Origin of the sequence: Nonomuraea sp. NPDC050404, assembly GCF_040655495.1 — a bacterium.
Lineage (GTDB): Bacteria > Actinomycetota > Actinomycetes > Streptosporangiales > Streptosporangiaceae > Nonomuraea.
The window spans coordinates 151,692-175,849 of sequence record NZ_JBFAKB010000017.1; the positions used below are offsets into that span (position 1 = coordinate 151,692).

At 70.8% G+C, this 24,158-nt stretch carries 20 protein-coding genes; 7 read left to right on the forward strand and 13 right to left on the reverse strand.

Features of this window, described 5'->3' with window-relative positions; all coding sequences use genetic code 11:
• Positions 1–24: 24 nt before the first annotated feature.
• Positions 25–1,002 (reverse strand): threo-3-hydroxy-L-aspartate ammonia-lyase, encoded by a 978-nt coding sequence (locus AB0I81_RS39145; RefSeq protein ID WP_360667972.1) that lies wholly within the window; start codon positions 1,000–1,002, stop codon positions 25–27.
• Between the two features lie 167 nt (positions 1,003–1,169).
• On the opposite strand from AB0I81_RS39145, the gene AB0I81_RS39150 reads away from it, so the two are divergent.
• The 3 genes from AB0I81_RS39150 to AB0I81_RS39160 all read left to right on the forward strand — a co-directional run bounded on the left by AB0I81_RS39150 (position 1,170) and on the right by AB0I81_RS39160 (position 4,394).
• Positions 1,170–1,988, forward strand: coding sequence for an SAM-dependent methyltransferase (locus AB0I81_RS39150; protein WP_360667975.1), 819 nt, complete (start codon positions 1,170–1,172; stop codon positions 1,986–1,988).
• A gap of 166 nt (positions 1,989–2,154) precedes the next feature.
• Complete coding sequence (locus AB0I81_RS39155) at positions 2,155–3,123, forward strand: alpha/beta hydrolase (RefSeq protein ID WP_360667978.1); 969 nt, start codon at positions 2,155–2,157, stop codon at positions 3,121–3,123.
• 176 nt (positions 3,124–3,299) lie between these two features.
• Positions 3,300–4,394, forward strand: coding sequence for a serine hydrolase domain-containing protein (locus AB0I81_RS39160; protein WP_360667980.1), 1,095 nt, complete (start codon positions 3,300–3,302; stop codon positions 4,392–4,394).
• A gap of 378 nt (positions 4,395–4,772) precedes the next feature.
• Here AB0I81_RS39160 and AB0I81_RS39165 read toward each other — a convergent pair whose 3' ends face one another.
• The 7 genes from AB0I81_RS39165 to AB0I81_RS39195 form a co-directional block, all read right to left on the reverse strand.
• Positions 4,773–5,567 (reverse strand): hypothetical protein, encoded by a 795-nt coding sequence (locus tag AB0I81_RS39165; protein ID WP_360667983.1) that lies wholly within the window; start codon positions 5,565–5,567, stop codon positions 4,773–4,775.
• Between the two features lie 637 nt (positions 5,568–6,204).
• Positions 6,205–7,065, reverse strand: a complete 861-nt coding sequence (locus AB0I81_RS39170; protein ID WP_360667986.1) for a hypothetical protein — start codon at positions 7,063–7,065, stop codon at positions 6,205–6,207.
• 307 nt (positions 7,066–7,372) lie between these two features.
• Entirely contained in the window at positions 7,373–8,356 is a 984-nt protein-coding gene (locus tag AB0I81_RS39175) for a hypothetical protein (RefSeq protein ID WP_360667989.1), read from the reverse strand.
• 558 nt (positions 8,357–8,914) lie between these two features.
• Entirely contained in the window at positions 8,915–10,051 is a 1,137-nt protein-coding gene (locus AB0I81_RS39180; protein ID WP_360667991.1) for a hypothetical protein, read from the reverse strand.
• 222 nt (positions 10,052–10,273) lie between these two features.
• Positions 10,274–10,621 carry a hypothetical protein gene (locus tag AB0I81_RS39185; RefSeq protein WP_360667994.1) on the reverse strand — a complete coding sequence of 116 codons (348 nt, stop codon included), beginning with the start codon at positions 10,619–10,621 and terminating at the stop codon, positions 10,274–10,276.
• A 21-nt stretch (positions 10,622–10,642) separates the two neighbouring features.
• Positions 10,643–12,781 carry a hypothetical protein gene (locus tag AB0I81_RS39190; protein WP_360667997.1) on the reverse strand — a complete coding sequence of 713 codons (2,139 nt, stop codon included), beginning with the start codon at positions 12,779–12,781 and terminating at the stop codon, positions 10,643–10,645.
• 69 nt (positions 12,782–12,850) lie between these two features.
• Positions 12,851–13,402, reverse strand: coding sequence for an NAD(P)H-dependent oxidoreductase (locus tag AB0I81_RS39195; RefSeq protein ID WP_360668000.1), 552 nt, complete (start codon positions 13,400–13,402; stop codon positions 12,851–12,853).
• Between the two features lie 114 nt (positions 13,403–13,516).
• On the opposite strand from AB0I81_RS39195, the gene AB0I81_RS39200 reads away from it, so the two are divergent.
• Positions 13,517–14,443 carry an AraC family transcriptional regulator gene (locus AB0I81_RS39200; protein ID WP_360668002.1) on the forward strand — a complete coding sequence of 309 codons (927 nt, stop codon included), beginning with the start codon at positions 13,517–13,519 and terminating at the stop codon, positions 14,441–14,443.
• On the opposite strand, the gene AB0I81_RS39205 is transcribed toward AB0I81_RS39200, so the two are convergent.
• Positions 14,440–15,588, reverse strand: coding sequence for a DUF418 domain-containing protein (locus AB0I81_RS39205; protein ID WP_360668005.1), 1,149 nt, complete (start codon positions 15,586–15,588; stop codon positions 14,440–14,442). The two genes, AB0I81_RS39200 and AB0I81_RS39205, sit on opposite strands and share 4 nt — an antisense overlap.
• Positions 15,589–16,161: 573 nt before the next feature.
• Here AB0I81_RS39205 and AB0I81_RS39210 point away from each other — a divergent pair.
• Positions 16,162–16,851, forward strand: a complete 690-nt coding sequence (locus tag AB0I81_RS39210) for a hypothetical protein (RefSeq protein WP_360668008.1) — start codon at positions 16,162–16,164, stop codon at positions 16,849–16,851.
• A 142-nt stretch (positions 16,852–16,993) separates the two neighbouring features.
• On the opposite strand, the gene AB0I81_RS39215 is transcribed toward AB0I81_RS39210, so the two are convergent.
• On the reverse strand, positions 16,994–19,786 hold the full coding sequence (locus tag AB0I81_RS39215) for an AAA family ATPase (RefSeq protein WP_360668010.1): 2,793 nt from the start codon (positions 19,784–19,786) through the stop codon (positions 16,994–16,996).
• Between the two features lie 135 nt (positions 19,787–19,921).
• Here AB0I81_RS39215 and AB0I81_RS39220 point away from each other — a divergent pair, with 135 nt between their 5' ends.
• Complete coding sequence (locus AB0I81_RS39220; protein WP_360668013.1) at positions 19,922–20,509, forward strand: LysE family translocator; 588 nt, start codon at positions 19,922–19,924, stop codon at positions 20,507–20,509.
• Between the two features lie 116 nt (positions 20,510–20,625).
• Positions 20,626–21,471, forward strand: a complete 846-nt coding sequence (locus AB0I81_RS39225; protein ID WP_360668016.1) for an alpha/beta hydrolase — start codon at positions 20,626–20,628, stop codon at positions 21,469–21,471.
• Between the two features lie 5 nt (positions 21,472–21,476).
• Here the strand turns inward: AB0I81_RS39225 and AB0I81_RS39230 are convergent, their stop codons facing one another.
• The 3 genes from AB0I81_RS39230 to AB0I81_RS39240 are packed head-to-tail and all read right to left on the reverse strand — an operon-like array spanning position 21,477 to position 24,143.
• On the reverse strand, positions 21,477–22,667 hold the full coding sequence (locus AB0I81_RS39230) for a hypothetical protein (RefSeq protein WP_360668019.1): 1,191 nt from the start codon (positions 22,665–22,667) through the stop codon (positions 21,477–21,479).
• Between the two features lie 9 nt (positions 22,668–22,676).
• Positions 22,677–23,057: a Rid family detoxifying hydrolase gene (locus tag AB0I81_RS39235; RefSeq protein WP_360668022.1), complete on the reverse strand. Its 381-nt coding sequence runs from the start codon at positions 23,055–23,057 to the stop codon at positions 22,677–22,679.
• A 9-nt stretch (positions 23,058–23,066) separates the two neighbouring features.
• Positions 23,067–24,143, reverse strand: coding sequence for an alanine racemase (locus AB0I81_RS39240; RefSeq protein ID WP_360668025.1), 1,077 nt, complete (start codon positions 24,141–24,143; stop codon positions 23,067–23,069).
• Positions 24,144–24,158 lie beyond the last annotated feature (15 nt).

The following is a 24,158-nucleotide window of genomic DNA, read 5'->3' on the forward strand; positions in this document are numbered from 1 at the left end:
GCCCATTGTGCCGCCGCGCCACGATCAACCAGGCGCGTCCGCGCACAGCTCGGCGAAACGGTCGGCGTCGATGTTGCCGCCGGAGACGATCATGCCGACCCGGGGCGGCAGGTCGGGGATCCGCCCGGACAGCAGCGCGGCCAGCGGACTGGCCCCGCTGGGCTCGATGACGATCTTCATGCGCTCGAACGCCCACCGCATCGCCACCCGCAGGTCGTCGTCGCTCACCAGGGCGATGTCGTCCACCAGACGCCGGTTGACGGAGAACGTCAGCTCCCCGGGGATCTCGGCGGCCTGGCCGTCGGCGATCGTACGGGGGATGGGGATCCGTACCCGCTCACCCGCCGCCAGCGACCGCTTGGTGTCGTCGCCCGCCTCGGGCTCCACGCCGATCACCCGGATCCCGGGAAGCAGCCCCTTGGCCGCCGTGGCACAACCCGCGATGAGCCCGCCGCCGCCGACCGGCACCAGCAACGCCCCGAGGTCCTTCACCTCCTCGATGAGCTCCAGTGCGGCGGTGCCCTGACCGGCGATGATGTGCGGGTGCTCGTACGGCGGGATCAACGTCAGCCCCCGCTCCGCGGCCAGCGCCTCGCCGATGGCCACCCGGTCGCCGGTGTAGCGGTCGTAGGTGACGATCTCCGCGCCGTAGCCGGCGGTGGCCTCCTTCTTGGAGCGCGGGGCGTCCTCGGGCATGACGATCACCGCCGTGCTGCCCAGCTCGCGCGCGGCCAGGGCGGTGGCCTGGGCATGGTTGCCGGAGGAGTACGAGGCGATGCCCCTGGCCAGTTGCTCGGGGGTGAGGCGGGAGACGGCGTTGTAGGCTCCGCGGAACTTGAACGCCCCGATGCGCTGGAAGTTCTCGCACTTGACGAAGACCTCTGTGCCGGCCAGGGCGTTGAGGGTGCGCGAGCGCAGGACGGGCGTACGGTGGGCGACGCCCTTGATCCGCGCGGCGGCGTCGTGGACGTCGTCGAGGGTTACCGGCAGTGCGTTCGTCATGCTTACTGCTCCTCCGAATTGCGTGCCTGGGAGCAATGGTGTCAAACCGCACGCACCGAGGGGCATCAGCGTCCCATGGGCGGATTGCCCGCAACCCCGCAGATCGGGAATCATTGGTCCATAGGCTCACAACAGACTTATGAGGCGATATGAGCGAGAATGACCATGTGGAACGAGTTGTACCGCACGGAATCGACCCCACCAAACCCAGCATCGCCCGCGTGTACGACTATTTTCTCGGCGGCAAGGACAATTACGAAGTCGACCGCAGGGTGGCCGAGGAAGCCCTGAGGATCGCCCCTGACGCCCGCGAGGCGGGCCGGGCCAACCGTACCTTTCTTCGCCGGGCCGTGCGTCACATGGCGGCCGAGGGAGGCATCCGGCAGTTTCTCGATCTCGGCTCCGGGCTGCCCACGCGGGGCAACGTCCATGAGGTCGCGCAGGCGGTGGCGCCCGAGGCGCGCGTGGTCTACGTGGACAACGACCCGGTCGTTCTGGCCCACGGCCGCGCGCTGCTGGCCACCGACGACGTCACCACGGTCGTACCGGGCGACGTCCGCCGCCCCGCGGAGATCCTGGAGCACCCCGAAGTCCTGAAATTTCTTGACTTCAGCCAGCCGCTGGGGCTGCTGTTCGTCTCGGTCCTGCACCACGTCAATGACGACGAGGACCCCGACGGCGTGATGGAACGGTTCCGTTCGGTCCTCGCCCCCGGCAGTCACCTGGCCATCGTGCATTTCCACAATCCCGGCGACGAGCATCCGGAGGCGTCGAAGATCGCCGTGGAGGCGGAGCGGAACTTCAACCAGAACCTGGGGACCGGGCGCTGGCGTACGCGAGCGGAGATCGGGTCCTACTTCGGCGACCTGGAGCTCATCGAGCCGGGCCTGGTGCCGCTGGCCGAGTGGCGCGCCGAACCGGAAGACCTCATCCGCCAGAACCTGACCCACTACAACGTACTGGCCGGCGTCGCCCGCAAACCCTGAGATAATCCAACTTTTCCCGCCATTCCCACTATATTCCCCCCTTTCCGCGCTGCGCGAACAATGGCCGCCATTGGCCAGCCGGTGGATTACCACACGACCATCTCGGCAAAATACCGTTTGGCGTTCCTTGCCTGCCCGGCCGTCGAAACGAGGAGATGGTGTAGAGATGAGCGAGGAGAAGGCGCTCAATGTCGGCCCGTGCAAAATCGAGATGGCGTACGAGCGCTTCGGCGACCCCGAGGCGCCGCCCGTGCTGCTCGTGATGGGCGGCGGCGGCCAGCTCATCCACTGGCCCGAGGGCTTCTGCGCCGAACTCGTGGCCAGGGGCTGCCACGTGATCCGCTTCGACAACCGCGACGCCGGCCTGTCCACGCACTTCCACGACGCACCCCCGCCCGACCTGCGGGCGGCGATGGCCGGCGACACCTCCTCGGCCTCCTACACGCTGTCCGACATGGCATCCGACACCGTCGGGCTCCTCGACGTACTCGGCCTGGACAGCGTCCACTGCATCGGCGCGTCGATGGGCGGCATGATCGCCCAACTCCTGGCCATCGAACACCCCTCCCGGGTCCGCTCCCTGACCTCAATGATGTCCACCACGGGCGCCCCCGACGTCGGCCGACCAGACCCCGCAGCCCTATCCCTGGTCACAGAACCACCACCCACCACCAACCGGGAGCACGCAACCGAGCGGGTGGCGGGGTCGTCGCCCACCGACCGGGAGGAGGTCATCGAGCGCTGGGTCAGGGCCTTTCAGGTCGTCGGGTCGCCCGGATATCCCGTGGAGGAGGCCGAGATCCGCGAGAACGCGCGGATCGCCTACGACCGGGCCTACGATCCCGTCGGCGCGTCACGGCAGGGGGTCGCCGCCCTCGCCTCGGGCGACCGTACCGCCGGGCTGCGCTCGATCACCGTGCCGACGCTGGTGATCCACGGCGCCGACGACCCGATCTGCGACCGCAGCGGAGGCGAGGCGACGGCCGAGGTCATCCCGGGGGCCGAGCTCGTGATCATCGACGGCATGGGCCACAACCTCCCCAGAGGGCTGTGGCCCCAACTAGCCTCCCTCATCGCCACCTTCGTCCAACGCACCGAGTCCGCCATGGTCACCGGCCGGAGTCATCCGCGATGACTCGGGAACACCGCACGACCTGACCACCGGACGACCCCGCAAGCGGGCCTTGCGAACGACCCGGCCGTGCGAGCGCCGACCCCGCGATCGGCCAGCACTCGCTAGCGTGCACGTACGGCCATGCCCCCGCGTCGGCGTGCGGGACCGACCGTCGGACGGCTCAGGAGGAGTGCCTCGTGAACGACTTGCAAGAGCGACTGCAGAAGGCGGCTGATGAGCTTGTGGGCAACGGTGCCGAGCGCGGGCTGCAGATCGCCGTCTATCGGAACGGCGAGCAGGCCGTCGATGTCGTGGCCGGGGTCGCCGACGCCGACACTGGTCGGCCGGTTACACCGGACACGCCGTTTCATGTCTTCTCGGCGGGCAAGGGTATGGCGGCTGCCCTCGTACACGTGCTCGCCGAACGCGGCATGCTCGACTACGGGACCCCGATCGCGGACATCTGGCCGGAGTTCGGCGCGCACGGCAAGGAGTCCGCCACGATCAGGGACGCCCTGACGCATGCCACGGGCGTACCGGGGCTGCCTGAGGATCTCACTCCTGAAGATCTGTGCGACCGGGACAGGATGTGCGCGGTGATCGCGGATGCCCGGCCGTGGTGGGAACCGGGCACGGGCACCGGCTACCACTCCTACACCTTCGGCCCGATCATCGGCGAGATCGTCCGGCGGGTCACTGGCGCGCCCGTCTCCCAGGTCTTCAGGGAGGAGGTCGCCGCTCCGATCGGGATGGCCGATGAGCTGTTCCTCGGCGTGCCACAGAGCGAGTTGGGCCGGCTCGCCCGCCTGGAGGAGGTTCCGGGGCAGGCCGATGCGCCCGATGGCTCGCCTTCGCTCGCGGTCGCTCCTCGGGGTGTGCGGCCGACGGCTGCGTTCGGCAACCGCGCCGACGTGCTGACGACGGCCTTCCCTGCGGCGGGCCAGTTCACCGCCCGCGCCGCTGCCCGCATGTACGCCGCACTCCTCGGCCCGGTGGACGGTGTCCGGCTGATCTCCGCCGAACGGCTCCGCGCGGTGACCCGACCGGTGGTGGACGACGTGGACAGGGTCTTCGGCAATCGCGCGGTGTTGTCGAACGGCTACGCCCTCGGCCGCCTCGGCGCCGATCCCGACGACACGCCGACGGTATTCGGCTGGCCGGGCAGCGGCGGCTCCTGCGCCTTCGCCGACACCGCGACCGGCGTGGCTTTCGCGGTGGCCAAGAACCGACTCGCCGCCAACTTCACCACCGCACAAACGCTCGCCACCATCGTCGCGGAATCCGGCATCTAGCCAGCCACCCAGCCACGACCTCCCAACCGAAGGCCCTCCATGGCGGCAACCCCTCAGAGCGGCAGCCCCTCAGGGTGGCAGACCCTCAGCGCAGGGCAGACCCTCAGCGCAGGGCAGACCCTCAGCGTGGCAGCGTCCTTCAGGGTGGCGGTCCCCAGGGCAGCGGGGCTTCGAAGCCTCGCCTGTGCGGGCGCGTGGCTCTGCACGCGCCCGATCGAACTGGCTGTCCGGGAGTGCGGCGCCCGGGTCGGTCGGGTCGCCGCCTCAGTCTCGCTCCCGCTGGGGTCGGTCCTCCGTCTCGGTCGCGCTGGGGTCGGTCCTCCGTCTCGCTCCCGCTGGGGTTGGTCGGGTCGTCGCCTCTTCCGTTTCGGTCCCGGGTTAGAGGCAGGCGAGCCGTAGCGGGCCGGCCACCATGGCCAGGTCACCTGTCGTGTTGCCTCTGCCTGTGTCGGTGATCTCCACCATCGCCAATCCGCTGCTGATGGTGGCGGTGACCGGGGCGAGAACCCATTTGCCCTGGCGCATGCGCTGGTCGAGGGTGAACTCCGCGACCGTGCGTGCGTCCTTGTCGAAGCCGTCGGTGACGGTGTACCAGACTCGCTGGCCCGCGAATCCGGTCTTGGGCACGTACACGCCCACGTAGCACTGATGCCTTCCGTCCAGACCCGTCGTGAAGCGCCACTGGAAGCTGTTGCGCAGTTGGGTGTCTCTGCTCGGGTCGTTGGTCAGCTCGGAGAACAGGAATCCGTCGCCGCAGCCCGCGCCCTTCCAGCCGGGGGCGCTGGCGTCCTTCCAGCCGTTGCGGCCCGGCAGGCCGTTGATGCGCACGCTCCTCCTATCGTCCCGAGGGCAGCCGGGGCCGGCCACCGCCACGAAAGCGGGCGTGTCGGAGGCGGCTGTCGTTCCTCCTGGAGCTGGGCGCTCGGACGGCGCCGAACGCCCGGACGGCGCGTTGTCGGCCGACGGTGTGTTGTCGGCGGGTGGCGCGGTGTTGGCGGACGGCGCGGTGTTGGCGGACGTCTCCTGGCGATCCGCGGCAGGCACGGCCGCCGGAAGCAGATTCTGATAGATCAGCACCGCCGTGAGCACCGCGATCTGCGCGAGCACCCCGACGATCACCCACGTCCTGATGGAGGCGCGCTTCCCGGCGACCGGCTGCGGCACCGGGGCCACGGCCGGAGCTGGGGCGAGGGCGGAGGCCGGGGCCAGAGCTGCGGCCGGAGCCGAGGCCGGGGCCAGAGCTGGCGCTGGGGCCGGAGCCAAGGCTGAGGTCGGAGTCCGGGTCGGAGCCGAAGCTGCGGTCGGGGCCGGGGCCGGAGCCAGGGCTGAGGCCGGTGTCCGGGTCGGAGCCGGGCCTGAGGCCGGGGCCAGGGCTGAGCCCGGAGTCGGTGTCCGGGTCGGAGTCGGGGTTAGGGCTGGGGCGACGCGTGGGTACTCGATTGTCTCGTATGCCCGGTCGCTGTCACGTACCCGCAACAGGGTGTTGAGTACGTGCCATCTCCGCGTCCACTCCCGCTGGTCGCCGCCGCACGCCGCCACGAACGCCTGCGTGACCTCCAGGCTCGGCAGGGTGTCCCCCGACACCGCCGCCGACAGGTCGGCCGTCGAGCGTCCCGTCCTACGCCTCATAGTGCGGCGGCCGGGATTCCCGGCGGCCGCCCGCAGATCGCGGAGACCGCGGGCGAACTCCGCCAGCGGATCGGGTGCCGCGGGCCGCGCGTGTCGTCCCCGCCGCCTGCTGCCGCGCGGTAATTCCCGGATCGTGTCTCTGCTCGTCATCGTGCCCCCTAGCGCTTGTCCGTCCGTCTGATCACGGGCATGAGAGCCGGACCGGCCCGGCTGCCATGGCCTGGTTTCCTGTGGTGTTGTCGCGGCCGGTGTCGGTGATCTCCACCGTGACCAGGCCGCTGGTGACGATCAGGGGAACCGGGGCCGAAACCCACCTGCCCTGCCATACGCGCTGATCGAGGGTGAACTCCCCGACCGTACGCGCCTCTTCGTCGAAGCCGTCGCGCACCGTGTACCAGACGCGCTGTCCCGCCAGTCCCGACTTCGGGACGTAGACCATCAGCGTGCACTGGCGAGGCCCGCGCAGCCCCGTGGTGAATCGCCACTGGAAGGCGTTGCGCGCCTGCGTCTCGGCCCGCGCGTCGTAGGCCAGCTCCGAGAACAGGAAGCTGTCCTTGCACCCCGCGCCGGTCCAGCCGGAGGAACGGGCGTCCTTCCAGCCGTTCCGGCCCGACATGCCCTCGATGCGTACACTCCGCGTCGTGTCGCGCGGGCAACTCGGCCCGGCGACCGCGTTGAAGGCGGCCCCCGGCGGGCGCCCCCGCTTCGTCTCGCCGGCCGTGCTCGCGGCGGGCTGGAACAGCACACCCTCGCGGAACAAGCCGAGCGTTGCGGCCCCCGTCACGCCGAGTGCGACGAGGAGCGCGGAGAACCTGAGAACGCGGCGGTTCAGCCGCACCCGGGGCGGGCGGCGCCCGGGTGCCTGGCCGTCGTGGGTTTTGTTGTCCAGGTCCGCTCTCAGCGCGTTCCACGTGATGGTCCACGCCTCCTGGTCACCACCGCACGCCCCCACGTACGCCTTCGTGAGCGCCAGACTCGGCAGCCGGTCCCCCGACGCGGCCGCGGACAGCGCCGACGACGAATATCCCGCCTTTCTTTCCATGGCCCGGTAACTTGGATTTCCGGCGCTCGACCGCAGGTCACGGAGCCCTTGCGCGAACTCCTGGAGCGGGCCGGGCGCGACAGGTCGTTCCCGTCTGCCCCGGGTGGTGGTGCCTTGGTTGTTCATCGTGCCCCCTGGCATTCAACTGTCGGCCCACTCGTATTCGTCATCACCCGCCCAGACGGACTGATCATTTAGGCTCCGATATCGACGATGACCGGAGAGATCTTGCCCTCTGGTCAACATGACGGCGGGTGGCCCCCGGTGGGGAGCCACCCGCGCGCACGGCGAGCCGGAAAGTTCTCGGCTATCGCCTCCTGACCTTGCCAAGGACGTCCACGACCGGCTCGTTGCAGGTGTTGACGTACCGGGCGATCACGGTGTACTTGACGCCCCTCTTCAGGAAGTCCGTGGAGTACCTGCGGTCGTCCAGGGTCAGGTTCCTGTTGACCCGGGGCTGCGGGCGGAGGACCTCGGCGTCCTTCTTCGACAGGAACACGAAGTTGACCGCGCTGAACCTCTTCAGCTTCTTGCCAGACGGGACCAGGAACGAGTTCCGGCCGACGACGAGCGTCCTGCCCAGGTTGTCGTCGCCGATGAAGCTCCGCGGCGTGAACCGGCCCCTGCCGACCGTCGTACCGAACAGGCGGACGCTGCCGGGGGTACGGCAGAACTGCCGCTGCAGCTCCGCCCGGAAGTACCGGTCCGGCTCCCTGAACGAGCCGAATCCCTTGCGCTTGTCTCCCGGCTGCCGCTTGACCAGCCAGTCCACGAAGCTGATCCCGGCCTCACGCAGCACCCTGTCGATCGTTTCCGGGATGCGCTTGCCCGCGCTGGTGGTGCTGGGCAACTGCTGGGTCAGACCCAGGTCGTCGGACCCTACGGTGCCGTCTCCCGGTGAGGTGCCGGGCAGGGTCTGGTTCGGCAGGGTCGTGTTGGGCTGGGTGTTGCCGCCGTTGTCCCGGTTGCGGTTGCGGTTGAGCAGCTCGTCAATGGCCCGGTTGCCGAGCTGCTTGCCCAGGTCCTTGCCCAGGTCCTTGAAGAAGTCGCCGAGCCCGCCGGAGCCGGAGCTGCCGGGGGTGGTCGGCTGCGGCTGGGTGAGCCCGAAGTCGAACGAGCCCCCCGACGAACCGCCGCCGAAGTCGAACGAACCGCCCGGCGAACCGCCGCCGAAGCCGAACGGGTCGGCTGCTTGCGCCTGCGCCGTCCCCGCGATGAGGCCGCCGCCGGCCAGCACACCGCCGACCGTCAGCCCGGCCACCGCGAGACGAAGCTTGGAAGGTGCTCTCATGCTGTTTCCCCTTCTCGTGAAGACGCGATCGGCGGGCGGCGCTCTCCTTCGGGAGCGGCCCGGGTGCCGAAGCGCGTCCGGATGTTCCAGCCATTCCTGAGTACGGGCCCCGTCGATGACCAGCCAGGTGAGGACGATGTCCACGGCCACCAACCTTTGGCCATCAAGGGACTCTGCGCGGTCGGGGATGGCTCGCGCTTGCGTCTGTGTGTCCGCCGCCGCCTCAGGTCCGGGACGACGCTTCCGGAACCCCCGCCTCGGGTACGGGACGACGCTTCCGAAGCCCGCAGCCTCGGGTACGGGACGACGCCTCCGGAGCCCGCCCCCTGATGTTCCGGCCCCCACTCGTGAGGTTCACGCCCCGGCGGCCCGGGAAGCCGACCGTGACTCTTCTCCACCGTGGCGAGGCGGGGCACTGGCACGGGGCAGAGGCCACAGGGCACAAGCGGAAGGTGGTGGCGGCGGGCAACGAAGGCTGCGGGCACAAAAATAGTGCCCGGGTTTCGGTGGAAACCCGGGCACTGGACAGCCCCTGCGACAGGGCTCAGTGGAGGAACCTCAGCACTTGTTACGCAGCATCGCGGCATCCTGATCGAACCGGATCTTGTTGCCGCCCTGCCCGCGCTTGGCGGCGACCCTGCCGAACGTCTCCAGCCGCTTGGCCGCCGCCTCATAGTTCGCGCTGCTGAGGGACTGCTTCTTGGCCGTGGCCGCCTGGCTCGCCAGGTTGACCTCGTCGGCGATGTCGTTGATGTTGCCCGGCCGCATGTACGCCACGTCGATCAAGGCAGCCTGCACGGCCCGCGGCATCTTGTCGAAGCTCTCGATGCCCCGGCGCGTGACCAGGTCCTTGGCCTCCTCGTAGGAGACCTCGAACAACATCGACACCTGCTCTTCCGTCAGCTCCGTCACCCCGGCCTTGAGGTCGTCGAACGCCTTGCCGGACTTGATGTCGGCCTGCTCGGACTGCGGGCTGGTCTCGCTGAGGATGCGGTTGACGATGGTTCGCGCGTCACCGCGGCTCATGTTGAAGCCGATGCCGATGGTGACGATCTTCCGGTCCTTGCCCCTCTTCGTCTTCTCACCGGCGTTGTACGCCTTCGTCCGCGCGCCACCTTCCCGCTTGGTCAGCATCTGCTTGACGCTGCCCTGGTAGATCGTGGTGAACGGGCAGCGGGCCTGCTCCGCGGTGAGCTCGGCGGTGGCCTGCTCCTCCTCGGCATCCGTCGTGTCGGTGACCTCCTCACCCTCGACGGCCTCGAGGTCGGCCTCCTCCGAGGGCTCGGCCTCCTCGGCGCCCTCCGACTCGGACTCGTCCGACTCTTCGCCGTCCTCGGGCTCGGACTCGGACTCGGTCTCGGAGTCGGACTCGGACTCGGTACCGGTCTCCTCCTCGCCGGTCTCCTCCTCGCCGGTCTCCGAGGAGGACTCCTCGGTTCCTTCCGCGTCGTCCGCCTCGTCCGCGACGCTGATCTCCTCCGACTCGCCATCCTCCGCCGGGTCGGCCTTCTTCGGGGTGGCGGCGGCCGGCATCGAGCCGTCCTTCTCCGCGGCGGCCTCCTCGACCATGGTCAGGCCCGGGTCCTCCTTGTCGGGCTGCGCCGTCGCGACTCCTATGGTGAGCCCCGTTCCGCCGAGCGCGAGCACGCCGGCCAGAGCGGCGTACGTGATTCGTCGCCTTGAGCGAATATCCATGAGTGCCTCCGTGTGGGACTTGGGTCCGATGGACCTTCCTGGAGGACTGCTTATTGCGCCGGAAAATGTCTAGCCAGGGGTGTTTTGTCCGAGATCATCCACTGGCCGCCCACCCCACGCCGGAGGATGGCAACAAAGATCGTCCGGCCTCACCGCGAGCAGGGCGGACACCCCTTCGCAAGGCAGGACAAACCACCGCCATACAAAGGGCGGCCGCCGGGTTCAGCCGATGGTCAGGCTGCTGTCGCCGTCGATGAAGTAGAAGAAGTCGCCGTCCCCGCCGACCGAGGCGTCCGTGTAGTCCCCACTGTGCGACCATGCGCCGCCGTCGTCCGCGACCGGTTCACTATCGGGTACGGCCCCCGCGTCCCAGCCCTGGTCCCAGCCCTCTCCCCAGCCGGCCGCCGCATCCTCGGCACCGACCTCAACGCCTTCGGAGGTGGCGGCCAGGGCGGCGGCGGCGCCAAGAGCGACGACGGCCGGAACCCAGAAGCGGGTCTCCGACGCCTCCCCCGTGTAGGCGCGCGACTCCGCACGCACCCGATCGAACTGGCTGCTGAACAGGGTCATGATCGACCTCCGCAAAAGGGGTCAGAAGTCCACGAAGCGCGGCGTCCGTACGGCCTCACGGGCGGCACGCAGGTGATCGGCGATCTCGCCGCGCCGCAGCCGTACCCCGGAACCGCCCGGATAACGGCGCATCACGTCCAGCACGGCCAGGCGGCGCGCCACGGCCCGCAACACCGGCGGGCGCGCGGCCGGCGGGGCGGCGGCGAGCTCCTGGCCGATGCGCCGCGCGCTCTCCCACCGCAGGCCGAACACGTTCTCGGTCAGCACGTACGCCAGCACCGGCAACGACGTGCCGACCAGCGCGTTCCACCGCTCCAGCACGACCACCCAGCCGCGCTCGGCCGCGGCGGTCACCTGTGCCTTGCGCTGCTCGCCCTGGGCGTGCGACGAGTACGCCTGCGAGATGCCCGACACCGCGAACACCGGATTCAGCAGCGCGGCGGCACCCAGCGACAACGCCGCCCCCGCGTAGCTGACCTTCGGCAGCGCCTCGGGGTCGAGGTCCATCACGCGGGAGAGCTGCGCGGCCAGTTGCCCGGTCTCGGCGGCGGCGCGCTGCGCGGGGGCGAGCGCGGCCCGCAGCCGCGACTCACCGGCCTTCAGCCAGTCCGGCTCGGCGCCGCCCGTGACGGCCGACAGCAGCTGGGCGTCGCGGTGCCGCAGGAAGGCGGGCAGGACGGAGGAGACCTGGTCGAGGTGGGTCTGCAGCTCGTTGAGCCCGACCTGCAGGACGGTGGCCACGCGGGAGCGTTCGTCGCCGGTCTCGGGCAGCGTGAGCGGGGCGCCGAGCCCGTCCGCGCCGACGTCGCCGAGCAGCGCCGCGTGCAGCTCGTAGAAGGGGCCGAACACGGTGTAGAGAAGGTAGTCCTCCTCCAGCCCGACGGCCGCGCGCAACATGCCGGGCACCTGCGCCGCGCTCGCCCGCGCGTTGCTCCACGCCCTGACCTCGGTGTGCAGCGCCTGCACCAGCTCGGGCTGGGCGACGACCCGCAGGTCGGTGCGCTCGGTCTGCAGCCGCAGCTCGGCTCGCGGCAGTGCCGGCCGCCCCTCGACCGTCTTGATCGCCTCGTACGGGATCCGCACGTTGACCCCGCCGCCCTTGACGCGCATGCCGTCGGGCGCGAACGCGCACGCGACCGGCCGCCCGTCGGCCAGCTCGGCCGGCAGCACCCCGGAGCCCAGCGTGCGCTCGGCGGCGGCCCTGACCTCGGTGTTGCCGTGCAGCCGCCGCCCGAAGGGCTCGGAGTCGCACTCCACCGCCACCGGCCCGTGGGCGGGGCTGAAGACGACGAACCGCTCGGCCGTACCGGCGATGCGCAGTTGGCGGTCGCCCAGGTCGAAGTGCGCGAGCACCCGTTGTGTGTCGGCTGCCTGGAACTCCAGCGCGTGCTCGCTCAGCACGCAGTCGGCCTTGGCCGTCCCCGCGCCGCCCAGCCCGCGCAGCGACACCGGCGCGGAGGTGCCCACAGTGCGCGCCTGCGGCCCCGCCGACCTCATGACGGCCAGGAACGCCTTCCTGACCTGGGCGGTCACGAGGTGCAGGGTCACCCCGGTGAGGAAGTGCCCGCCGAGCAGGGCGCCGCCCCGCAGCTCGACCGCGCTCGGCCCGGCGGGGGTAACGGTGACCCGGTTCACGGGCCATTCCAGCGGGATGCGGCCGCGGCTGCGCAACTGCAGGCGGCCACCCGCGACCACGACGTACGCGGCCAGCTCGGCGGGGGCGCTCTCGTCGTCCGCGCCGGGCTCGGCCTCGTACCGTGGGGTGATGGAGACCGCGCACGGGCTGATGAAGTCCGTCGCGTCGGCGCCCGGCATGAGCCTGCCGCGCAGGCCGGTCAGTGCGGCCAGCGCGGGCGGGAGCAGTACGCCGGAGGTGAGCTCGACGGTCCGGCCCTGGGGCAGCCGGAGGTCGGCCACGAGCCTGGTGCTGGCGTCGACCAGCTCGATCGTGGCGTCGGGGTCGGCCGCCGGGTCCAGCTTGGTGACGACCGGGTTACCGAGCCCGCCGGTGTCGTGCACGTACACGGCGGGCTGGTCGGTCAGCAGCAGCGAGCGGGTGCCCGTCCAGGAGAATCCGGACGACTGCCGCTCCATGAACATCTGCTGCTGGGTGCTGTCGAAGACGACCTTTCCTCGTACCGCTCCCCATGCCACCGCCATCTCGGCTCACCTCCCCCTCAGGATGGTGCTCTCCAAGAGGGCGAGCGAACAGGGAGAAATACATACGGTTCAGACGCGCAGCGGCTGCAGCGCGGTGCCCCAGGCGTGGACCTGGTCGAGGACGAGGTTCAGCCGGTCCTCGTGGTGGTCGGCGGGCTTGAAGCCGTCCGCGAAGTCGGTGTGGATCGACAACCCGACCTGGTTCGACACGGTGGCCACGCTGAGCAGGCCCAGGACGTGGCGCAGGTGCGAGATCGCCCGGGGCGCGCCGTCCACGCCGTAGCCCACGAAGCCGGCCACCTTGTTGTTCCACTCCGTGTACAGGAAGTCCAGGGCGTTCTTGAGCCCGCCGGGGTAGGAGTTGTTGTACTCCGGGGTCACGATCAGGAACGCGTCCAGCGACGAGATCTTGGCCGACCACCGCTTGGTGCGCTCGTGCTCGTAGATGCCCGTGGCGGGGTGCTGGGGCTCGTCCAGGTTGCCCAGCTCGAAGTCCTTCAGGTCGACGATCTCGTACTCGGCGTCGCCCCGCTTGACCGCCAGGTCCCGGACCCAGTTCGCCACGACCTCGCCGTTGCGGCCGGGACGGGTGCTGCCCAGGATGATGCCTATCTTCAGCATGTCAATGCTCCCTCAATCGGTTACTGGAACCAACCGTAGGGAGACTGGATGAGATATTGAATGCGCTACTGTCCAACATTTATAAGCCAGCGTCTCAGGGCATAGACTCGTCGCATGGACTTGCTGAGCGACGTGGTGGCCTTCATGCGGTGCGGGCGTCCCACCTCCGCCCGCGTCTCCTGGCGGGCGCCCTGGGGGGTGTCGTTCCCCGTGGCGCCCGGGTCCGCCGGTTTCCAGATGGTGCTGCGCGGGTCCTGCTGGCTCCTGCCCCCGGAGGGCGAGCCCGTGGCGCTCAGCGTGGGCGACCTGGTGTTCCTGCCGCACGGCGACGCGTTCGGGCTGGCCGACGATCCCACGCGGACGCTGGTCGAGTCCGACTGCGACGCGCACTCCGAGTTGTTCACCTCGGCCGGTTCCGGCGGCGACGGCGCCGAGACCGTGATCCTGTCCTGCGGCTACCGGCTCGACCTCGACAGGACGCACCCGATCCTGGACTCGCTGCCCGGCGTGATCCACCTGCCCGCGACGCTCGGCCGCCATCCTGAGTTGCGGGCCGCCGTCGAACTGCTGGCCGCCGAGATCGACACCCCGCGTCCCGGCACGGACACCGTCGTGTCGTCCCTGCTCGACATGTTGCAGCTGTACGTGCTGCGCGCCTACTTCGACACCCAGGAAGAGCCCTGCACGCTGTCCGGCTGGGCCGCCGCGCTGGCCGATCCCGGCATCGGCCGCGCGCTCGACGCCATCCACCGCGAGCCGGCCCGCCGCTGGACGGTCGAGTCGCTCGGCTCTCACGCGGGCATGTCGCGCGCCGGCTTCGCCCGCCGCTTCACGGGGCTGGTCGGGCAGCCGCCGCTGGCGTACCTGACCTGGTGGCGGCTGATGGCGGGGGCCCGCATGTTGCGCGAGTCCGACGTGTCGGTGGCGCAGGTGGCCGAGCGGGTGGGGTACGGGTCGGAGTTCGCCTTCGGCAACGCCTTCAAGCGGCAGTTCGGGCTGGCGCCGGGCCGGTGGCGGCGCCGGTACGTCGCGGTCGCCTAAGCCCAGTTGGTCACGCGGCGCAGGACGTACTCGATCGGGCCATAGCGGTGGGTACGCAGCCAGCGTGCGCTCAGCCAGAGCAGGAGCGTGTAGATCGCCAGGGCCACGCCCATCACGGCGATCGGCGCGAGTTTGCCCGCCAGCGCCAGGCCGTATCCGGTGAAGATCAGGCAGGCCAGCAGCGACTGCCCGACGTAGTTGGAGGCCGCCACCCGGCCGGCCGGGGCCAGGGCGCGCCCGGCGGCCGGGAAGCGCCTGACCACCCGCAGCAGGGTCACCACGTACGCGGCGGCCAGCAACACCGAGGTGGCCGTGCTCACCGCCAGTCCCACCAGCTCCCACACCCCGGGGACATTGGCCGTCATCGTGAGCAGGATGCCGCCGGGCAGGCCCAGGCCGAAGCCGATCCACTGGATCCGCGGCGCGAGACGCCACCACCGCCCGGTCTCCTCCAGCAGCCTGGACTTGCCCGCCGCCAGCCCGAACAGGAACATCGCCAGCGCTATCGGCCCCTGGAAGGCCCAGATCATCGCCATGAGCGACGGATAGGTCTCCACCTGCAGGGTCAGGAAGTCCAGCGGCCCGCCGGTGGCCAGGGCCAGGGCGCGAGTTGCCGCCGCGGTGTCGGCGGGAGGGGGCTGGGCGAGCGACGGGTCGAGGGTGGACAACCACGCCAGCGCGGCCATCAGCAGGCTCAGCACGCCGATGATGGTCGAGCCGATGATGACGGCGGTTCTCGGGCGGATGTTGCGCATGGCGAGCAGGATCAGGCCGAGCACGGCGTACAGGGTGAGGATGTCTCCTATCCACAGCAGGAGGCCGTGCACCACGCCGATCACGAACAGCCCCAGGCACCTGCGCAGGGTCCTGGCGGTCACGCTCGCGCCCGCCCGTTCGGCCGAGCGCATCTGCAGCGTGAAGGAGTAGCCGAACAGGAACGAGAAGATGACGTAGAACTTGGTCAGCACGAGGGCGGTGATGGCCGTGGCCACCGGGCCTTCCGGGAGGGTCATGGTGCCGTTGACGGCGTATCCGGGATCGGCGAAGTAGCCGATGTTCGCGACCAGGATTCCCGCCAGGGCGAAGCCGCGTACCACGTCTATCTCGTGGACTCGGGTGGCGGGCGGCGTGAGCAGTTCCGTCATGTGGCCGAACGTACGGCTCCGCGTACGGGGGCGGCATCAGACCTTGGTAGCTGTTGGGCTTACCTTCGTCGATGACCTTATGTGGGGGTATTTGAGGCAGAAGGTAATGGCCTACACCACAATGGGGGAATGGCATACCCTCCGCAGCCGACGCAACCCCAGCCCCACGAGCCAGGGCCGTGGGACGGCGGCGCACAGGGGCGGGGGTACGGACCCGGACAGGGTTACGGACCGCCGCCGGGTCAGGGGGCGCCGCCACAGCAGGGGTACGGGCCCGCACAGGGGTACGGCCCACCCCAGAATCACGGCCAGCCCCAGGGCTACGGCCCGCCTCAAGGCCCACACCAAAGCCCGCACCAGACCCCGCCTCAAGGCCCACTTCAGAGCCCGCCCCAGGGCCCCCGCCAGAGCCCGCCTCAGGGTTACGGCGGCCAGCCCCAGAATTACGGTCCGCCTCAGGGCCAGGGGCCTACGCAGCCCGGGCAAGGGCCGTTCGCACCGACGGGCTACCCACCCAAACCTCCCGCCAAGAAGAACACCGGGCTGATCGTCGGCCTGGCCGCTGGGCTGACCGTGCTCGTCGTGGGCGGCGGCGCGGCGGCCTACGCCTATCTGAGCGCCCCGGGCCCCGCCCCAACAGTCGCCCTGCCCAGCACCTCCCCCAGCACCTCGTCCCCCAGCGAGTCGGCCTCACCGCCGCAGGCCCCTACGACGGCCCCACCCCAGTCCACCCCGCCCGAGTCCACCTCGCCCACCAACACCCAGCCCACCTCGACACCGGCCCAGTCCGGCACTCCGATCACCCACAACGAGTTCGACGACTGGACCTTCACCCAGGGCGGCGTCAAGTTCGAGGCCGATAAGGTCGCCGGCTGGACCTACAGCTCCTGCAAGGGTTTGGACAGCCAGGGCGTGCTGGTCAAGAACAGGTGCCAGCGGGCCGTGCAGCTCGCCTACTCCGCCTACGGCGGCCATCTCAAGGCGGTCCAGCTCGTCATGTCCTTCCCCAACGACCAGGCCGCCAAGATCACGGCCGACCGCCTGGCCACGCTGTCGTCGAACGCCGTCAAGTGGCGCCAGGACAAGGCGCTGCCCAGCTACGCCTACGGCAAGATCCTCTCGGGCTCCGCCAAGCGGTACGTGGTCATGACGATCGTCACCGCGGACAAGTCGGCTCGTACAAAGGCCCCGAACTTCCACGCCTACCTGCAGACCGACCGCGCCACCTCCATCCTCTCGCGCGGCCAGACCCTGACAAGCTGACCCACCGAGGCCCTGGCGGCGGCCTGGGTGCGGAAGGTCAGGGCAGCAGCCCTCACCGACCGGTGGCGGTGGTCAAGGCAGCAGCCCTCACCGACCGGTGGCGGTGGTCAAGGCAGCAGCCCTCACCGACCGGTGGCGGTGGTCAGGGCAGTAGGCCCTGGCGGCGGGCTGTGGCGGCGGCCTGGGTGCGGGTGGAGACTTCGAGTTTGCCCAGGATGTTGGAGACGTGCACGCTCACCGTCTTCTGCGCGATGAACAGCCGCTCAGCGATCTCCCGGTTGGTCAGCCCCTCGGCGACCAGCCGCAACACCTCGACCTCTCTGGCCGTCAGCCCACCGCCACCCGCTGACCCGGCCCCACCACCGGAACCGGCGTCGGCGCGGGCGGTGCCCGCAGGGCCGCTGCCGAAGCGGGCGCGGCGGCCGAAGTCCAGCAGGGCGTTCTCCAGCGGCACGGCGCGCAGCTTGCCCGCCGTCTCCCTGGCCAGCTCCCACTCCGCCTGCGCCGCCCCCCGGTCCCCGGCCGCCAGCAGCGCCTCGGCCAGACGCCATCGGGCCCGCGCCGCCTCGTACACGAACCCGAAGTCGAACGCCTCGACCACCCGCCGCCACGACGGCACGTCCAGCCGCCCGTGCACGCGTTGCCACTCGGCCTCCACCCGCAGCGCCCAGCCCAGCCCTTCGGGGCCCAGATGCCCGCCGTCGCCAGTGACACCGGCCTCGACGGCCAGGCGGGCGCGGGCGAGCAGGTCGTCGGCGCCCTCGGTGGTGCCCAGGTCGGCCAGCGCCCACAGCCCGACGGCGGCCATGCGCACGTTGCCGGGGTCGCCGTCGAGTTGCTCGGCGATGACCGCCCGCACGTGGTCGAGCGCGGTCGCCGGGTCGCCGTGCCACAACGCGTGCTCGGCCGCCAGACCCCTGGACATGTAGGAGACCAGCTCGTCGGACCAGAAGGGCCGCAACCAGCCCAGCCTGCCCTCGACCGCGGGCAACCCCCGCGCCACCTCGATGAACAGCGCGAACGACGACAGCGTGGCCTCCGGCACCGTGCCCACCCGCGCGCCGAAACCCGCCGCCACCGCCTCGGCCTGGTCCCACTCACCGGCCACGTAGTGGACGAGGAAGCGCAGGAAGCGCAGGTCGGTGCCGTAGGTGCTCCACTTGAGCCCGGTCTCCGACGCCACCCGGATGCCCTCGTCGGCCGCCTCGGCGGCCGGCGCAAGCAGCCCCTGCTCGTACTGGATGCGGGCGTGCTGGAAGCGGGCCCGCAGGTCCATCGCCAGGTTGCCGCTGGGCAGCGACTTGGCGGCGGTCTCGATCAGCTCGCGGGCCCTGTCCAGCTCGCCGCGCCGCTCGACGAACGTGCCCAGCGTGAGCAGCGCGCCCACTTCGGCGTCCCTGGCCCCGGCCGCGCGGGCGGTCTCCAGTGCCCTGGCGCACATGGACTCGACCTCCTGGTGGCGCGGGCTCCACAGCAGCGCGCGGCCGTAGCTGGCCAGCGCGCGGGCCAGCATGGCCGGCTCTTCCGCGCTGTCGACCGCCTGCTGGGCGGCGGCGATCGCGCCTTCCCTGTCGTCGAGCTCGTAGAGGTAGTACGCCAGCCGCTCACTCACCTCGGACGTCTGCGGCAACACGCGTAGCTGGGCGGCGGCCCGGTGGTTGTCGCCGCTGTCGGCGGCCATGACGGCACTGCGGAAGGCCAGCTCCGCGCGGCTCTCCCCGGCCAGCCCTGCGGCGTCGTCCACCCGCTCCCACAGGCTGAGCGCGCGGTCGTAGTGGCTGTGCGCCTCGGCGGGCGCCCCGACCCGCTCGGCCGCCCGGCCCGCCTCGGCGGAGGCGGCGAGCGCCCCCGGCAGGTCGTGGCCCGCCAGGTGGTGGTGGGCCAGCTCGGCCGGGGAGGTCAGCAGGCGGGCGAAGGCGGCGTGCAGCCTGGTGCGTTCGCCGGGCAGCAGGTCGGTGTAGACGGCCTCCTGGAGCAGGGCGTGGCGGAAGGCGTAGCCGTGACCCCTGACCTTGAGCAGCCCGCGCGAGACGATCTCCCTGACCGCCTCCTCGAACTCGGCCAGCGGCAGCCCCGCCACCTCCCGCAGCAGCTCGTCCTCCACCCTGCGCCCGGCCACGGCGGCGGCCCGCAGCACCCGCTGCCCGGCCTCCGACAACACCTCGACCCTGGACAGCAGCAGGCTGGCCAGCCCGTCGGGCAGGCTGTCGCCCTCGGCCATGGCCGCGAACAGCTCTTCGGCGTAGAAGGGGTTGCCGTCGGCGCGGGAGACGATGAGGCCGAGCCCCTGGGCGTCGACGTCGCCCAGACTGGCGATGTAGTCGGACATCGCGCCCGAGGCCAGCGGCCCCAGCTCGACGTTGGTCACGGTGGGCAGGCGCTTCAGCTCGGCCAGCACGGACCGCAGCGGATGGCGGCGGTGCAGGTCGTCGGTGCGGTAGGTGCCGACGACGCAGACCCGCTCGCTCTGCACCATGCGGCTGAGGAAGACCAGCAGGTCGCGGGTGGATCGGTCGGCCCAGTGCAGGTCCTCGATCACGAACAGCACCGGCTGCACGTCGGCGAGCAGCCCGAGCAGCGAGCCGAACAGCCGCTGCTGGGTGAGCCCGGTGGAGGGCGCGCTCTCCGTGCCCGGCAGGAGCTGGCCCAGCATGGGGTGGGCGGCGGCGGCCTCGCGCACGGCGGGCTCCGCGCCGCGCAGCGCGTCGGCCAGCGGCAGGTAGGGCAGCGCGTCGCCGAGCTCGGCGCACTGGCCGACCAGCACGTTGAAGCCGCGCTCGCGGGCCTCGCCGACCAGCTCGGTGATCAGCCGGGTCTTGCCGATCCCGGCGTCCCCGCCGACGAGCGCCACCCCGGCCAGGCCCCCGGCGGCGGAGGCGAGCGCCCGCACCAGCCCGGCCAGCTCCGCGGAGCGCCCGACGAGAAGACCGTTCACGCTGGAAACTATGCCATGCTCCGCTGACAGAAAATTGGACCGGAAACCGGGCCCTGGATTGGCTCTCTTCGACATACCAAAACCATTCTACGCTGCTGGTTTGTGATACCTCCCACGACTTTCGCCCTCTTTGTGATGGCCTCGCTCACGCTCGTGCTGATTCCTGGCCCGAACCACCTCTACATCGCCGCCAGGGGCCTGGCCCAGGGCCGGGCGGCGGGCCTGGCCAGCGCGTTCGGGGTGGAGACCGGCACACTCGTGCACATCGCCGCGGCCGCCGCGGGCCTGTCGTACGTGATCGCGCAGTCGGCCACGCTGTTCGCCATCATCAAGTGGGCCGGCGTCGCCTACCTCGTCTACCTGGGCATCCGCGCCTTCACCGGCAAGGACGCGGAGGCGGGCAGCCCGATCCCGCAACCACTGGGCAAGGTGTACCTCGAAGGTGTGCTGGTCAACCTGCTCAACCCCAAGATGGCGCTGTTCTTCCTGGCGTTCCTGCCGCACTTCGTGGACCCGGACGCGGGCTCGCCCGCGCTGCAGGTGACGCTGTTCGGCCTCACACTGCTGGTCCTGGGCCTGATCTCTGACCTCGTGTACGCCTTCACCGCCGGCGCCCTGGCCGGCCGCCTGAGCCGCGGGGCCACCACGCTCCGGTACGTCAGCGGCGTCGTCTACCTCGGCCTGGGTGTGGCCACGGCGTTCGCGGGATCCGGCAGAAGGTGACCGTTTTTATGACGGTCGGCATCGGTACTATCACCAGTCATTCCCGCAGAGCATTGATGGCCCTTACCGCCTGTGCGAAGGTCGCGGCACCGAGTCGACCCACCCCAGGAGGATCCATGCAGCTCGGGCAGCTCATCCGACGCCTCACCGCCGTGGGGGCCGGGATCGTGACGGCCGCCGCACTCCTGACCGTGCCGGCCGCTCCCGCGTACGCGGCCCCAGGAGGCTCAGGCCCCTATCCCGCCGACTACGAGACCACCCTGCGCCTGCCCCGCCACACGATCTACCGGCCGGCCACCCTGCCCACCGGCTTACAACTGCCCATCGTGGCCTGGGGCAACGGCGCCTGCCGGGCCGACGGCACCTGGTTCGAGCTCTTCCTGAAGGAGCTGGCCTCGCACGGCTTCCTGGTCATCGCCAACGGCCGCCCCGGCGGCACCGGCAGCACCGACTCGGACATGCTGATCGACGCCATCGACTGGGCCATCGCCGAGAACGGCCGCACGACCAGCAGGTTGCGCGGCCGGATCGACACCACGAAGGTCGCGGTCATGGGACAGTCGTGCGGCGGCATCGAGGCGTACGAAGTGTCGGACGACCCCCGCGTCGACACCACCGGCATCTGGAACAGCGGCTTCATGAGCGCACGGGACAAGGCGCAGCTCGCCCGCCTGCGCGCGCCGATCGGCTACTTCATCGGCGGCCCGAGCGACATCGCCTACGAGAACGCGATCGACGACTGGAACCGCCTGCCCGCAGCGCTGCCCGCGTTCATGGGCAACCTGGACGTGGGCCACTACGGCACCTACGCCCAGCCCAACGGCGGCGAGTTCGGCCGGGTCGGCGCGGCCTGGCTGAAGTGGCAGCTCAAGGACGACGCCGCGGCCAAGGCCATGTTCGTCGGCCCGGGTTGCGGGCTGTGCGCGGGCCCGTGGCAGGTCAGGCAGAAGAACCTGAATTAGATCGGCTACGACGAGAGTGCGGCCGGGATGCGGTCGAGGACCGGGTGCGGCACCAGCCCGTACGCGTAGAAGTCCACCGCCAGCGCCCCGGCCGCCTTCGCCCCGCGAGCCTTGGCCACCAGCCGGTCGGCGGAGTCGCTGTCGGGATGACCGGGCCGCAGCACGGCCCGCACCTCGCGGTCCTTGCCGACCGACCGCAGGTAGGCCCCCACGTCGTCGGCCACCCGCGCCGCGTCACGCGCGTAGGCCAGCACCCCGAACGCGGGCACGAGGTCTCCCAGCGCCACCAGGTCCACCCCGAGCTGCCAGGCGTCGTGCGCGGCCAGGCCCGGCGTCGGCAGCCCGTCGGTGTAGCCCTTGACCGCGCCGGTCGAGTCGACGAACACCAGCTTGGAGCCCTCATCGGCGACCGCGGACGCCACCTCCGACACCAGCGTGGTGACGGTCTCGGAGCGGGCTCGGGCGTAGGCCACCACGTCGGGCCCCGCGTACGCGGTCAGCGCCGCCCTGGTCACCTCGCCCTGCGCCGGAGGATCGCCGTCGAAGACCCCGCCCACGATCCGTGCGCACTCCTCCCGCGCCACCTCGGCGTTGACCCCCAGGTCGGTGGCCCGGCGCAGGCAGTAGTCGCAGAAGCAGAGCCCGAACAGGTAGTGGTCCATCGGTCCGAGCGGCACGAACGAGCGCTGCGGCTTGAGCGGCCTGAAGTGCAGCGACTCGGCCACCACGCTGTCCACGCCGAGCCTGGCCACCGCCCTGGCCAGCGCGACCGCGTACTCGCGGGCGTCGGGGTGGGCGGGGCACAGGTCGGTGAGCGAGCCGCGGTCGCCGAAGCAGTCGCGCACGGTCACGTCCGGGTGCCGGGTGCCGAGCGTGGCGTTGCGCAGGAAGACCGTCCAGCCGTGCAGCTTCATGGACCGCTTCGCGCACTCCTCGGCGAGCCCGTCGAAGGCGTCGGGGAAGCCGGGCACGGGCGTCAGCCTGAGCCCGTCGAACAGGCCGGGTGACGGGGTGAAGTGCGCCCCGTCGTGGCGCAGGGTCAGCCTGGACAGCCCGTGCGGGGTGACGTCGCGGGAGGCGTGGTGCACGGCGCCGACGGTGATGCCGGAGACGCCGTACCCGCTGATCCTGTCGAGCACCCGCTCGACGCCCTCGCCGCGCAGGTCCTCGACGAAGACGTACACCGAACTGTCCACAGCACGACCTTAAGCGCTCTTGTGCGCGACGAAGTCGATCTCCACCAGGATGTCCATCAGCTCCGACCCCACGGTCGTGCGCACCGGGAAGGGCTGGTTGAAGTACGACTTGTACACCTCGTTGTACGCGGCGAAGTCCCGCTTGAGGTGCTGCAGGTGGACCGTGGCCTTGACCACGTCGTCGAAACCGAGGCCGTGGGCGGCCAGGATGGCGCCGAGGTTGCGCATGACCTGGTGCGTCTGGGTGGCGACGTCGTCACCGACGACCTCGCCGGTCTGCGGGTCGAGCGGCCCCGCGCCGGAGGTGTAGACGAAGTCGCCCACGACGAGCCCCTGCGAGTAGGCGCCGATGGGCGCCGCGCCCTCCGAAGTCCTGAGCTCCTTTTTCACGAAATCTCCCTAAAAATCGGTGCGTATCGTGCCAACGACACGGTAGTCCCGGTCCACCAGCGGCAGAGAGCGCCACTTGTCGAACGCCGTGCACGGATGGGAGATGCCGAAGGCCAGCAGGTCGCCGGGCTTGAGCCCGGTCGCGCGGACCACGGTGTGCTGATCCTGCATCTTCATGATCGTGACGCCGCCGCGGCGCGGGATCGGCAACCCCTCGTCGTAGGGGGCGTCCCGCTTGCCCATGCCCACGATGGCCAGGCCCGGCTCGGGCACGGACAACACGTGCGCCCACACCTCCAGCGCCGGGCGCAGCTCCCCGTCGATGCGGTTGAACGGCGTGCGCTCACGGTAGTAGCCGTCGTCGTGGGTGACGTAGGCGCCGCTCCGCAGCAGGATCCTGGCCTGGGTCGCGACCAGTTCGCGGCCGATCACGTCGAACCACTGGCTGCCGCCCACGGTCAGGATGGGGTTCCTGACCCGGACGTACTCGACGGCCTCCCGCAACGAGTCCAGATATTTCCGGACCTCTTCGGCCGTACGGAGCCCGCCCTCGTAACCCGCGACCCCGGCCAGCTCGACGCCCGGCGTCCCCTGCGCGTGCGCGGCCACCCTCATCAGCCCGTCGAGGGTCCTGCACCCGGCCCGCCCGCCCTCGTGCCCCAGCTCCACCAGCACCCGGAACGGCCGGGAGCCGGCGTGCGCGGCGAGGATGTCCACCCCGGCGACGGAGTCGGCGAAGCTCAGGAACTCGAACGCGGGGTCGGCCTCCAGCTCGTGCGCGGCCCAGGTGAGCCCGGCTGGATCGACGACCTGGTTGGCCACCAAGATCCGGCGGGCCCCGAAGCCCCTGGCCGCCTCCGCCTGCCGGGGTGTCGCCGCGGTGAGCCCCCAGGCGCCCGCCGCGAGCTGCATCGCCGCGATCTCGGGGGACATGTGCGTCTTGGCGTGGGGCGCGAGCTCCATGCCGTGGTCGCGGACGAAGGCCGCCATCGTCGCGACGTTGTGCTGCAGCGCGTCCCTGTGCACGACCATCGCGGGAAATTCGAGGCCGCCGTCGAAGACCGACTGACCGAGAATCGCCGGCACAACACCCCCTTCGTC